The organism is Streptomyces roseoviridis, from assembly GCF_039535235.1.
GTDB classification, from domain to species: domain Bacteria; phylum Actinomycetota; class Actinomycetes; order Streptomycetales; family Streptomycetaceae; genus Streptomyces; species Streptomyces roseoviridis.
The window spans coordinates 5,042,837-5,055,008 of the sequence record NZ_BAAAWU010000001.1 but is presented as its reverse complement, the minus strand read 5'-3'; the positions used below and the strand labels follow the sequence as shown (position 1 = coordinate 5,055,008).

Sequence of the window (12,172 nt, the reverse complement as noted above, 5' to 3'; positions counted from 1 at the left end):
GGCCCGCCGATCATGAACCGGCCGTCCGCCGGTCGACCGGCGGAACTCCCCGGCGGGCGGCCGTGCGGTCCCTCCGGTCGGCTAACCCAGCCCGCTCGGCAGCAGTGCCGTCACCACGTACGCGCCGTGGGCGCGACGGGCGGTCAGCGAGCCGCCCATGCTGGTGACGCGTTCGCGCATGGAGAAGAGGCCGGTGCCGGTCGACACGGGGGCGCGGTCGGGTGGCGTGGGGGCGAGGGGGTTGCGGACCTCGATGCGCAGGGACGGGCCCTCGACGGTGATCGCGACCGTGACCGGCATGCCGGGGGCGTGCTTGGCCGCGTTGGTCAGGCACTCCTGTACGACCCGGTGGACCGCCGCCTGCCGCAGCGGCGACAGCGCCTTCGCCTCCGGGGCGACGGTGACGTCCACGGGGCTGCCCATGCGTCCGCTCTCCTCCGCGAGGGCGGCGAGACCTTCGAGGCCCGGGGTGGCGGCTGCCCTGTCGCCGCGCCGCACGATGGTCTCGTTGAGCATGTGATGGGCGCGCCGGGCGGTGTCGGCGAGCTCCTCGAAGTCCTGCTGGTGCGCCTCTCCCCTGGCCCGTACGGCGAGCACCTCGGCGCGCACCGCGAGGACCGTGAGCTCCCGGCCCACCAGGTCGTGGACGTCGCGGCCGACCGAGATCCGCTCCTCCTGGACGGCCTGCCGGGCGGCGGACGCCCGGCGCTGGGCCTCCAGGGCGCGGACCAGGTCGTGACGGTGGGCGGCGATGCCGACGCTCGTGGCGAGGACGCCGATCGGGACGACGAGGCTCAGGAAGTCGCTGAGGGTCTCGCCGTGCCGGGCGGGCCAGCCGGGCGTGTGGAAGTACGCGTAGGCGGCGCCCACGTACAGCACGGTGGCGAGGACGGCGGTCCGCCGGCCCCGGAAGCGGCCCAGCGAGTACAGCGCGAACTGGATCATCGTCAGCTCGTGCAGCCAGCCCATCAGTCCGAGCGCCACCAGGAAGGGCACCCAGGGCGCCTTGCGCCGCAGCACCAGGGTGGCCGCGCCCCCCGCGAGGACCAGGGTGGCGGTCACGCCGGTGAGCGAGTTGTCGGCACGGGCGAGTCCCGGCACGTCCAGGAGCATGAGGGCGAAGGCACCGAGCGCGGCGACGGCGTCGGTGGCCCGCGGCGACACGGCCCACCGCTCCGCGCGGTGGCGCAGCGCGGGCAGGGCGGGGAAGCGGACCATGCCCTCCATCATCCGAGGTCCTTCGGCCCGAGCTGACGGACTTTGGCCGCCGGCCGCGTGATGTCACCCACTGGAGGACGTACGCGAGGGGCCCGGAACCGTCCCCGGTCCCGGGCCCCTCGATCCGTACGGGCTACGCCTGCGGCAGGCGCTCCAGCTGCGCCTGGATGCGGGCGATGTCCTCGTCCGCCTTGGCGAGGCGGGTGCGGATCTTGTCGACCACGTTGTCCGGCGCCTTGGCCAGGAAGGCCTCGTTGCCGAGCTTGCCCTGGGCCTGCGCCTTCTCCTTCTCGGCGGCGGCCAGGTCCTTCGCGAGGCGCTTGCGCTCCGCGGCCACGTCGATGGTGCCCGACAGGTCGAGCGAGACCGTGGCACCGGCGACCGGCAGGGAGGCGGTGGCGGAGAAGCCCTCGACCTCCGGCTGGAGGCGCAGCAGCTGCCGGATGGCGGGCTCGTGCGCGGCGAGCGCGGTGCCGTCGAGCTCGAGGCGGGCGGGGACCTTCTGGCCGTCCTTCAGGCCCTGGTCCTTGCGGAACCGTCGGACCTCGGTGACGACCCGCTGGACCAGCTCGATCTCCTGCTCGGCGGCCTCGTCGCGGAAGCCGCTGTCCGCGGGCCACTCACCGATGACGAGGGACTCGCCGCCGGTGAGGGTGGTCCACAGGGTGTCGGTGACGAACGGAACGATCGGGTGCAGCAGCCGCAGCATGACGTCCAGGACCTCGCCGAGGACGCGGCCGGAGACCTTGGCCGGCTCGCCACCCGCGAAGAACGTCGTCTTCGACAGCTCGACGTACCAGTCGAAGACCTCGTCCCACGCGAAGTGGTACAGCGCGTCGGCGACCTTCGCGAACTGGAAGTCGTCGTAGTACGCGTCGACGGCCGCGACGGTCTTGTTGAGCCGGGACAGGATCCAGCGGTCGGTCGCCGACATCTCGGAGGCGTCCGGCAGCGGGCCCTCGACCGTCGCGCCGTTCATCAGCGCGAAGCGGGTCGCGTTCCAGATCTTGTTGGTGAAGTTGCGGGACGCCTTGACCCAGTCCTCGCCGATCGGCACGTCGGCGCCGGGGTTGGCGCCGTTGGCCAGGGTGAAGCGGACGGCATCGGAGCCGTAGGCGTCCATCCAGATCAGCGGGTCGACCGCGTTCGGGTTGGACTTCGACATCTTCTTGCCGAACTCGTCCCTGACCAGACCGGTCAGCGCGATGGTCTTGAACGGGACCTCGCCGTCCATCGCGTACAGGCCGAACATCATCATCCGGGCGACCCAGAAGAAGATGATGTCGTGGCCGGTGAGCAGGACGTCGGTCGAATAGAACTTCTCCAGATCCGGCGTCTGCTCCGGCCAGCCGAGGGTGGAGAAGGGCCACAGGCCCGAGGAGAACCAGGTGTCCAGGACGTCCGGGTCCTGCGTCCAGCCATCGCCGGTCGGGACCTCGTCGTCGGGGCCGACGCAGACGACCTCTCCGTTCGGGCCGTACCAGATCGGGATGCGATGGCCCCACCACAGCTGGCGCGAGATGCACCAGTCGTGCATGTTGTCGACCCAGTCGAAGTAGCGCTTCGACATCTCCTCGGGGTGGATCTTCACCCGGCCGTCGCGGACGGCGTCCCCGGCGTCCTTCGCCAGCGGGCCGACCTTGACCCACCACTGCATCGACAGACGCGGCTCGACCGTGGTCTTGCAGCGGGAGCAGTGCCCGACCGAGTGCATGTACGGGCGCTTCTCGGCGACGATCCGTCCCTGCTCCTTGAGCGCGCCGACGATCGCCGAGCGGGCCTCGAAGCGGTCCAGGCCGAGGAAGGGGCCGTGGACGGTGATGACGCCGTGCTCGTCCATGACGCTCAGGGACGGCAGGTCGTGACGGCGGCCGATCTCGAAGTCGTTCGGGTCGTGCGCCGGGGTCACCTTGACGGCGCCGGTGCCGAACTCCGGGTCGACGTGGGTGTCGGCCACGACCGGGATGGTGCGGTCGGTGAGCGGCAGCTTGATCTGCTTGCCGACCAGGTGCTGGTACCGCTCGTCGTCCGGGTGGACGGCGACCGCGGTGTCACCGAGCATCGTCTCGGCGCGGGTCGTGGCGACGACGAGGCTGTCCTCGCCCTCGCCGTAACGGATGGAGACCAGCTCGCCGGCGTCCTCCTGGTACTCGACCTCGATGTCGGAGATCGCCGTGAGACAGCGCGGGCACCAGTTGATGATGCGCTCGGCGCGGTAGATCAGCTCGTCGTCGTAGAGCTTCTTGAAGATGGTCTGGACGGCACGGGACAGGCCCTCGTCCATGGTGAAGCGCTCGCGGCTCCAGTCCACTCCGTCGCCCAGACGGCGCATCTGGCCGAGGATCTTGCCGCCGTACTCCTCCTTCCACTGCCAGACCCGCTGGACGAACTCCTCGCGGCCCAGGTCGTGGCGGGACTTGCCCTCCTCGGCGAGCTGCTGTTCGACCTTGTTCTGGGTGGCGATGCCGGCGTGGTCCATGCCGGGCAGCCAGAGCGACTCGTAGCCCTGCATGCGCTTGCGGCGGGTCAGGGCGTCCATCAGCGTGTGCTGGAAGGCGTGGCCCAGGTGGAGCGAGCCGGTGACGTTCGGCGGCGGAATGACGATGGTGTACGGCGGCTTCTCGCTCTTGGCGTCGGCCGTGAAGTAGCCCCGCTCTACCCAGCGCTCGTACAGCGGCCCCTCTACCTCGGCCGGCGCGTACTGGGTCGGCAGTTCGGGAGTGGCTGCTGTCTGCTGCTGAGTGTTCTCGGTCACGGGCTCAGTTTAGGGGGGACCCGGGGTTGTCCAGAAACTCGATTGTTCCGTAACGGTGTGACCCCCACCGCCCCGGTGCCGCACGGCTTCCGACAGGATGTTCGCTACGCATAAACATCTTGTGAGGGGAACCTGTCCATGAGCTACAACCAGCCGGGCCCGTACGGCGGCCAGCCCCAGCAGCCCGGGCCGTACGGCCAGCCGGGTCCCTACGGCCAGCCGCCCCAGCCCGGGCCGTACGGTCAGCCGCAGGCCCCGCAGCCCGGCTACGGCTACCCGCAGCAGGCCCCGCAGGGCGTCCCGCCGCAGCAGCCTGCCCCGTACGGGCAGCCCGGCCCCTACGGTCAGCAGCCCCAGCAGCCCGGCCCGTACGGCCAGCCTCCGCAGCAGCCGCCGTACGGCGCCCCGCAGGGCCCCGGCGGCTACATGCCGCACCCGCCCGCGCCGAAGAAGAGCAAGGCCGGCTGGATCATCGGCGCGGTGGCCGTGGTGGCGGCGCTGGGCGTGGGCGCGTACTTCGTGTTCGGCGGGGGCGCGGGCGCCGACGTCGCGAACGACGGCCCGCACAAGCTGATCACCCCGGAGATGGTGCTCGGCGAGTACAAAAAGGACGCCAAGGAGGGCGGCGGCTCCGACGGCAAGGACTCCCTCAAGGAGGCCCAGCAGAACGGCGTCAAGAACGCCCAGGAGGTGGAGGCCGCCTACAAGGTCGAGAACAAGGCCAACCCGCTCGGCGGCAAGATGCTCTCCTTCAGCGGCCTCTACGGCGAGATCGACGACCCCGAGAAGGTCGTCGACAACGTCTTCGCCTCGATCAAGACCAACTCCGAGAAGGAGAAGAGCAAGGACGAGCCGGAGCTGGTCGGCAGCCCGCAGGCGTACACGCCGGCCGAGGCCGACGGCGCCGTCCTGAAGTGCCAGGAGGCCAAGACGAAGCCCGACGCCTCCGCGGGCACCCCGGCCTTCAGCATGACCATGTGCGTGTGGGCCGACCACAGCACCGTGGGCTTCGTCGTGCCGGTGAACCTGGCCGACATGCTCGCGGGCAAGGCCGCTTCCGGCGAGGAGGCCGCCGGCATCACCGCCAAGCTGCGCAAGGAAGTCCGCGTCAAGGCCTGACGACTGCAGGCTGCGGCCTGACGGCTGACGGCCCGTCCGGGCCCACAGGAGAAGGGGCGCCCCGCCGGTCCGGCGGGGCGCCCCTTGTGTCACGTCTGGCGGCTACGCGCTCTTCTCGTGCCTGCCGTCGTTCTTCACGATCCGCGGGACCAGCGTCGGGTTGACGTTGTTCCGGACCACGTCCGCCGTGATGACCACGCGGGCCACGTCCTTGCGGGACGGGACCTCGTACATCACCGACTGGAGGACCTCCTCCATGATGGCGCGCAGGCCGCGCGCGCCGGTGCCGCGGAGGATGGCCTGGTCGGCGATGGCCTCCAGGGCGGGGCGGTCGAAGTCCAGCTCCACGCCGTCGAGTTCGAAGAGGCGCTGGTACTGCTTGACCAGGGCGTTGCGCGGCTCGACGAGGATCTTGAGCAGGGCCTCGCGGTCCAGGTTGTGGACCGAGGTGATGACCGGGAGGCGGCCGATGAACTCGGGGATCATCCCGAACTTCACCAGGTCCTCCGGCATGACCTCCTGGAACTGGTCGCTGGCCTCGATCTCCCGCTTGGAGCGGATGGTCGCGCCGAAGCCGATGCCCTTGGCGCCGGCCCGCGACTCGATGATCTTCTCCAGGCCGGCGAAGGCGCCGCCCACGATGAAGAGCACGTTCGTCGTGTCGATCTGGATGAACTCCTGGTGCGGGTGCTTCCGTCCGCCCTGCGGCGGCACGGAGGCGGTGGTGCCCTCCAGGATCTTCAGCAGGGCCTGCTGCACGCCCTCGCCGGAGACATCGCGGGTGATCGACGGGTTTTCGCTCTTACGGGCGACCTTGTCGATCTCGTCGATGTAGATGATGCCGGTCTCGGCCTTCTTGACGTCGTAGTCGGCGGCCTGGATCAGCTTGAGCAGGATGTTCTCGACGTCCTCGCCCACATAGCCCGCCTCCGTCAGCGCGGTGGCGTCGGCGATGGCGAACGGCACGTTGAGCATCCGGGCCAGGGTCTGTGCCAGGAGCGTCTTGCCGGAGCCGGTCGGGCCGAGCAGCAGGATGTTGGACTTCGCCAGCTCGATGGCGTCGTCCCGGCCCTGCGCGCCGCCGTTCTCGCCGGCCTGGACGCGCTTGTAGTGGTTGTACACCGCGACGGAGAGGGCCTTCTTCGCGGGCTCCTGCCCGACGACGTACCCCTCGAGGAACTCGTAGATCTCGCGGGGCTTGGGGAGTTCCTCCCAGCGCACCTCGCTCGTCTCGGCGAGTTCCTCCTCGATGATCTCGTTGCAGAGGTCGATGCACTCGTCGCAGATGTACACACCGGGTCCTGCGATGAGCTTCTTCACCTGCTTCTGGCTCTTTCCGCAGAACGAGCACTTGAGCAGGTCGCCGCCATCACCGATGCGTGCCACGAGGTGCTTCCCCTTCGCCGTGGAGCGCTTGGTTCAGCGACTCCTGGTGCCTCATATTCGACGGTACCTTGCCGGGCCCCCTGTTCGGGCCCCCCTTGGCACGGTTGGCATGGTCGGGATTCGGCCATGCCACCGTGCCGAGGGAAGGTCGGGCGTCAGGCTGCCGCCGCGGCCGTGCTCTTGCGGGTCGAGACGATCTGGTCGATCAGGCCGTACGCGAGGGCGTCCTCGGCCGTCAGGATCTTGTCGCGCTCGATGTCGTCGCGGATCTTCTCGATCGGCGTCGAGGAGTGCTTGGCCAGCATCTCCTCCAGCTGGCTGCGCATGCGCAGGATCTCGTTGGCCGCGATCTCCAGGTCGGAGAGCTGCTCACGGCCGGTGCCGCCGGAGGGCTGGTGGATCAGCACACGGGCGTTCGGCAGGGCCATCCGCTTGCCGGGGGTGCCGGCGGCGAGCAGCACGGCCGCGGCGGAGGCCGCCTGGCCCATGCAGACCGTCTGGATGTCCGGCTTCACGAACTGCATCGTGTCGTAGATGGCCGTCAGCGCGGTGAACGAACCACCGGGGCTGTTGATGTAGATCGAGATGTCGCGGTCCGGGTCCATCGACTCCAGGCACAGCAGCTGCGCCATGACGTCGTTGGCGGAGGCGTCGTCGATCTGCACGCCGAGGAAGATCACGCGCTCCTCGAAGAGCTTGGCGTACGGGTCGTACTCGCGGATGCCCTGCGAGGTGCGCTCCACGAAGCGCGGGACGACGTAGCGGTTGTCCATCGGCGCGCCGGTGTAGAGGCCGCTCGGGGAGAGGTTGTTCTGCATCTGGGTGTTCACCGTCCTGGTGGCGTTCGGCGGGGGCTGGGACTCTTCAGCGGACGGACGGGCTCAGGCGCCCGTACCGCCGCCGCCGGGAACGCCCGCGGCGTGCGTGATGATGGAGTCGATCAGGCCGTAGTCCTTGGCCTCCTCGGCGGTGAACCAGCGGTCGCGGTCACCGTCGCGGATGATCGTCTCGACGGTCTGGCCGGAGTGGCGGGCGGTGATCTCCGCCATGCGCTTCTTCGTCCGGAGGAGGTACTCGGCCTGGATCTTGATGTCCGAGGCGGTGCCGCCGATGCCGGCGGAACCCTGGTGCATCAGGATGTCGGTGTTCGGCAGCGCGAAGCGCTTGCCGGCGGTGCCGCCGGTGAGCAGGAACTGGCCCATCGAGGCCGCCATGCCCATACCGATGGTCACGACGTCGTTGGGGATGTACTGCATGGTGTCGTAGATGGCCATGCCGGCCGTCACCGAGCCACCGGGGCTGTTGATGTAGAGGTAGATGTCCTTGTCCGGGTCGGCGGCCAGGAGGAGCATCTGGGCGGTGATCTTGTTGGCGATGTCGTCGTCGACCTGCTGGCCGAGGAAGATGATGCGCTCGCCGAGCAGCCGGTTGTAGACATGGTCGCCGAGGCCGCCACCGATGGACGGCTCACCCGCGGCGTAAGGCTTCAGATTCGTCACGTATCCACCTGCTCGTCTCCGACGGCCACGGGCCGTCTCAGCGTCTCGTTCAGAGGGCAGTGCCCCCGTATTCATGGACCCTAACGCGCTGGTAGGCGGGCGCCATCCCGGTTCCCGAACTGTTCGCTGGGAGCGCAAGGTAGTTGGAGGCGCATGAACGGGTCGGAGTACGTCCACGGGCCCGGGCGCACAGGTGTGCGTCCGGGCCCGTGGCGCGGGCTTCAGCGCGAGGCGCGGGCCTCTCGGTGAGCCTGGTGAGCCTGGTGGGGCTTACTTGTCCTCGGCGGCCTCGTCGGCGGCGGCCTCGGCCGTCTCGCCGGCCTGCTCCTCGTCCTCGTCGGACAGGTCCACCACGTTGCCGTTGGTGTCGACGACCTTGGCGGCCTCGACGACGACCGCGAGGGCCTTGCCGCGGGCGACCTCGCCGACCAGCATCGGCACCTGGCCGCCCTGGACGACGGCCTGGGCGAACTGGTCGGGGGACATGCCGGAGGAGGCGGCGCGGCGCATGAGGTGCTCGGTGAGCTCCTCCTGCTCCACGTTCAGCTTCTCCTTGGAGACCAGCTCGTCGAGCAGGAACTGGGTCTTGATGCCCTTGACCGCCTGCTCCTTGGTCTCGGCCTCGAACTCCTCGACGGTCTTGCCCTGGAACTCCAGGTACTTCTCGAGGGTCAGACCCATCTGACCGAGCTGGTGGTGCTCCAGGTTGTGCTTGCGGGTGTTGACCTCCTCCTCGAGAAGCTTCTCGGGGACGGGGATCTCCGCCAGCTCCAGGAACTTCTCCAGGACGCGCTCCTGGGCCTGGGTGGCCTGGTCGAACTGCTTCATGTTCTCGAGGCGCTTGCGGCTGTCGGCCTTGAGCTCGTCGAGGGTGTCGAACTCCGACGCCATCTGCGCGAACTCGTCGTCCAGCTCGGGGAGCTCACGGGCGGCGACGGCGGTGACCTTGACGGTGACCTCGGCGTCCTTGCCCTCGGCGGAGCCGCCCTTCAGCTTCGAGGTGAAGGTCGCCTCGCCGCCGGCCTCCAGGCCGGTGACGGCCTCGTCGATGCCGTCGAGGAGCTCGCCGGAGCCGATGGTGTACGAGACACCGCTGGCGACACCGTCGGGCAGGACCTCGCCGTCGACCTTGGCCTCGAGGTCGATGGTGACGACGTCACCCTCGGCCGCGGGGCGCTCGACGGGGTTGGTGGAGGCGAAGCGCTCGCGCAGCTGCTGCACGGACTTCTCGACGTCCTCGTCGGTGACCTCGATGGCGTCCACCTCGACCTCGATGCCGGAGTAGTCCGGGATCTCGATGGCCGGGCGGATGTCGACCTCGGCGGTGAAGGCCAGCAGCTCGCCGTCCTTCAGCTCCGTGATGTCGACCTCGGGCTGACCCAGCGGGTTCACGTCGGCCTCGTTGACCGCCTCGGTGTAGAGCTTCGGAAGGGCGTCGTTGACGGCCTCCTCCAGCACCGCACCACGGCCGAACCGCTGGTCGATGACACGCGCGGGGATCTTGCCCTTGCGGAAGCCCTTGACCGTGACCTGCTGGTTGATCTTCTTGTACGCCGCGTCGAGGCTGTCCTTGAGCTCCTCGAAGGGCACCTCGACAGTGAGCCGAACCCGGGTCGGGTTCAGGGTCTCCACGGCGCTCTTCACGGTTCGGTCTCCTTGGTGACTGATTCCTGGTTTCCGGCGTCGCCGCCAGGGGGCGGTTCCGGCCGATCGGCCCGGTCAGAGAGACACACGGGCACGCAGCTTGCATAGTAACCGCAAGCGGCTGGCGCCCCACAACGTGATCTTGGCTGGTGGTCGGGGTGGCGGGATTTGAACCCACGGCCTTCCGCTCCCAAAGCGGACGCGCTACCAAGCTGCGCCACACCCCGTCGGTGCGACACGTAGGGTACATGGACGGGGACGGTGTGACGCCCCCACTTTCCGAGGAGCGTGCGGGCACCCGCCAGGACCCGCTACGATGGCGTCCGTGCCGCGGCCACACCGCCTGCGGCGCCGCTTCGCGGGCGTAGCTCAATGGTAGAGCCCTAGTCTTCCAAACTAGCTACGCGGGTTCGATTCCCGTCGCCCGCTCCATACGAAGGAGGCCCGCCGGACCTGGTCCGGCGGGCCTCCTTCGTCGTGCCCGGATGCCGTCCCGTCCGGACGCGTCCGGATCAGAACTTGATCGCTCCGATGGTGCGCGTTATCGAGTCGAGGAAGCGCTGGATGTCGTCGGCCATGCCGGTGGAGGCAAGGAAGAAGCCGAAGAGCACCGCGACGACGGCCGGGCCGGCCTTGAGGTTTCCGCCGCGGATCAGCACCACCAGGATGATCGCCAACAGCAGCACCACGGACAGTGAAATGGCCACAACTGATCACACCCTCGGTCGGTCCCGCCTTGCCGCCGGGGAGCGCACGTCACAGAACACCCCCGCCGCATCTATCGTGCCACCAACTTCCTGCCCCGGGCGGTGGGGTGACGAATCGTCGCCGTCGAAATCAAGCCAACGTGACGGATTCCGTCCTGATCTCTGCGGCCCTGATCACTCCTGCGGGGCGAGACCCAACAGCGAGCGCATCCGGGCGTACTTGGCGGTGAGCCGGTCCCTGGTCGGCGGGTCGAGGGCGGCGAGCCGGGCCGGGTCGGCGTTGTGGGCCAGGTCGGCCTCCTTGACCAGGAGGGCGCCGGGGACCGCGAGGACGCGGCGGGCGTAGTCCTCCGGTTCCTCGCCGGGGCGCTTGGTGAGGGCGAGCACCATGGCCTTGACCTGCGGCGGCAGGGCGGCGTCCGCGAGCCACCGCTCGGACAGGGCGTCGTCCTCGACGGCGTCGTGCAGCCAGGCCGCCGCGATCTGGTCCGGGCTGCCGCCCCGCGCGCGTACCCCCTCGGCGACGGCCCGCAGGTGCTCGGCGTAGGGCCGGCCCGCCTTGTCGGTCTGGCCGGCGTGGGCGGCCACGGCGAGGGCCTCGACCTCGGCGGGGGTCAGGTACGGCGTACCGGTCATGGCGTCATCCCTTGCGGCTGATGAGGAGCAGCGCCCGGTCGTCGTTGACGTCCTTGGCGCAGGCTTCGATGAGGTGCCAGGCGGCGCCCTCGAAGCCGGCGGTGACGTAGCGGTCGGCCTCGCCGGTGAGCCGGTCGATGCCCTCGGCGATGTCGCGGTCGGCGCTCTCGACCAGGCCGTCGGTGAAGAGCATGAGGACGTCGCCGGGGCGCAGGGAGCCCTTGACCGGGTGGAACTCGGCGCCGTCGTAGACGCCGAGGAGGGGGCCCTCGGCGGCCTTCTCCTCCCAGCGTCCGCTGCCGGCGTGGAGCTGCAGCGCGGGCAGGTGGCCGGCGGAGAGGAGTTCGTAGTCGCCGGACTCCAGGTCGAGGACGAGGTGGATGGAGGTGGCGAAGCCCTCGTCCCAGTCCTGGCGCAGCAGGTAGGCGTTGGCGGCCGGCAGGAAGCCGTGCGGGGGCAGGGAACCGAGGAGTCCGCCGAAGGCGCCGGAGAGCAGCAGGGCGCGGGAGCCCGCGTCCATGCCCTTGCCGGAGACGTCGGTGAGCAGGACCTCCAGGGTCCGGCCGCCGTTGGTGCGGGCGGCGACGACGAAGTCACCGGAGAAGGACTGGCCGCCGGCCGGGCGCAGCGCCATCTCGCGGTGCCAGCCGGCCGGCAGGCGGGGCAGCGCGCTCTGGACCCGGATGCGTTCGCGCAGATCGAAGAGCATGGTGCCGCCGCGCCGCCAGGGCACGCCGACGCGGGCCCGGAACTGGGCGATGAGGAGTCCGAAGAAGCCGCAGGCGGCGACGACCAGGACCGTGCCGGGGGTGACCCGGGCGGGGCCCTGGGTGTAGGGGCCGAGGACGACGGACTCGACGATGAGGGCGCCGGCGGCCGCCGCGTACAGGCCGAGGAGGCTGGCGGGGCGCAGCAGCAGCCCGCCGGCGACGATCGGCAGGACGAGGGCGGTGGGCGAGCACCACACGGGGTTGACGAGAGTGCCGAAGGCGATGGCGGGAACGGTGAGGAGGAGGCCGGCGAGGGCGATCCAGTCGGAGCCGTCGCCGCGGAAGTAGTCGACCCCGGACCGGCGCAGCGCGACGCGGACCCGGTGGGCGCTCTTGCGCATCCGGGCCGCGTACGAGTCCACTCCACCGCGACGTCCCATTGGCCTGGACCCTATCCACCCGCTCGGAGCTCGTGCAGGGGGGACCCAGGTGACATTG

The 12,172-nt window shown here is 69.9% G+C and carries 10 protein-coding genes and 2 tRNA genes; 2 read left to right on the top strand and 10 right to left on the bottom strand.

What is annotated here, in order from left to right:
• Positions 1 to 81: 81 nt before the first annotated feature.
• Positions 82 to 1,230 carry a sensor histidine kinase gene (locus ABD954_RS22840; protein WP_345488310.1) on the bottom strand — a complete coding sequence of 383 codons (1,149 nt, stop codon included), beginning with the start codon at positions 1,228 to 1,230 and terminating at the stop codon, positions 82 to 84.
• A 121-nt stretch (positions 1,231 to 1,351) separates the two neighbouring features.
• On the bottom strand, positions 1,352 to 3,973 hold the full coding sequence (locus tag ABD954_RS22835; RefSeq protein WP_345488308.1) for a valine--tRNA ligase: 2,622 nt from the start codon (positions 3,971 to 3,973) through the stop codon (positions 1,352 to 1,354).
• A gap of 138 nt (positions 3,974 to 4,111) precedes the next feature.
• Between ABD954_RS22835 and ABD954_RS22830 the strand changes: the two genes are divergently transcribed.
• Positions 4,112 to 5,092, top strand: coding sequence for a hypothetical protein (locus tag ABD954_RS22830; protein WP_345488306.1), 981 nt, complete (start codon positions 4,112 to 4,114; stop codon positions 5,090 to 5,092).
• Between the two features lie 102 nt (positions 5,093 to 5,194).
• On the opposite strand, the gene clpX is transcribed toward ABD954_RS22830, so the two are convergent.
• From clpX to ABD954_RS22805, 5 genes are all read right to left on the bottom strand, one after another.
• Positions 5,195 to 6,478, bottom strand: coding sequence for an ATP-dependent Clp protease ATP-binding subunit ClpX (gene clpX / locus ABD954_RS22825; protein WP_030494070.1), 1,284 nt, complete (start codon positions 6,476 to 6,478; stop codon positions 5,195 to 5,197).
• A gap of 155 nt (positions 6,479 to 6,633) precedes the next feature.
• Positions 6,634 to 7,296: an ATP-dependent Clp protease proteolytic subunit gene (locus ABD954_RS22820; RefSeq protein WP_345488304.1), complete on the bottom strand. Its 663-nt coding sequence runs from the start codon at positions 7,294 to 7,296 to the stop codon at positions 6,634 to 6,636.
• A 63-nt stretch (positions 7,297 to 7,359) separates the two neighbouring features.
• Positions 7,360 to 7,977: an ATP-dependent Clp protease proteolytic subunit gene (locus ABD954_RS22815; RefSeq protein ID WP_345488302.1), complete on the bottom strand. Its 618-nt coding sequence runs from the start codon at positions 7,975 to 7,977 to the stop codon at positions 7,360 to 7,362.
• 270 nt (positions 7,978 to 8,247) lie between these two features.
• Positions 8,248 to 9,621 carry a trigger factor gene (tig, locus tag ABD954_RS22810; protein WP_345488299.1) on the bottom strand — a complete coding sequence of 458 codons (1,374 nt, stop codon included), beginning with the start codon at positions 9,619 to 9,621 and terminating at the stop codon, positions 8,248 to 8,250.
• Positions 9,622 to 9,771: 150 nt separating this feature from the next.
• A tRNA-Pro gene (locus ABD954_RS22805) sits at positions 9,772 to 9,848 on the bottom strand.
• Between the two features lie 131 nt (positions 9,849 to 9,979).
• On the opposite strand from ABD954_RS22805, the gene ABD954_RS22800 reads away from it, so the two are divergent.
• Positions 9,980 to 10,053 (top strand) — tRNA-Gly (locus ABD954_RS22800).
• A gap of 80 nt (positions 10,054 to 10,133) precedes the next feature.
• Here the strand turns inward: ABD954_RS22800 and ABD954_RS22795 are convergent.
• From ABD954_RS22795 to ABD954_RS22785, 3 genes are all read right to left on the bottom strand, one after another.
• Positions 10,134 to 10,328, bottom strand: coding sequence for a hypothetical protein (locus ABD954_RS22795; protein WP_345488297.1), 195 nt, complete (start codon positions 10,326 to 10,328; stop codon positions 10,134 to 10,136).
• A gap of 174 nt (positions 10,329 to 10,502) precedes the next feature.
• Positions 10,503 to 10,964 carry an HD domain-containing protein gene (locus ABD954_RS22790; RefSeq protein ID WP_345488294.1) on the bottom strand — a complete coding sequence of 154 codons (462 nt, stop codon included), beginning with the start codon at positions 10,962 to 10,964 and terminating at the stop codon, positions 10,503 to 10,505.
• Positions 10,965 to 10,968: 4 nt separating this feature from the next.
• Positions 10,969 to 12,114 (bottom strand): PP2C family protein-serine/threonine phosphatase, encoded by a 1,146-nt coding sequence (locus tag ABD954_RS22785; protein ID WP_345488292.1) that lies wholly within the window; start codon positions 12,112 to 12,114, stop codon positions 10,969 to 10,971.
• Between the last annotated feature and the right edge of the window lie 58 nt (positions 12,115 to 12,172).

Excerpts from the sequence above, each read along its gene's own strand:
- ABD954_RS22840 (WP_345488310.1), bottom strand. The coding sequence starts at position 1,230 with ATGATGGAGGGCATGGTCCGCTTCCCCGCCCTGCCCGCGCTGCGCCAC.
- ABD954_RS22830 (WP_345488306.1), top strand. The coding sequence starts at position 4,112 with ATGAGCTACAACCAGCCGGGCCCGTACGGCGGCCAGCCCCAGCAGCCC.
- ABD954_RS22820 (WP_345488304.1), bottom strand. The coding sequence starts at position 7,296 with ATGCAGAACAACCTCTCCCCGAGCGGCCTCTACACCGGCGCGCCGATG.
- ABD954_RS22790 (WP_345488294.1), bottom strand. The coding sequence starts at position 10,964 with ATGACCGGTACGCCGTACCTGACCCCCGCCGAGGTCGAGGCCCTCGCC.
- ABD954_RS22785 (WP_345488292.1), bottom strand. The coding sequence starts at position 12,114 with ATGGGACGTCGCGGTGGAGTGGACTCGTACGCGGCCCGGATGCGCAAG.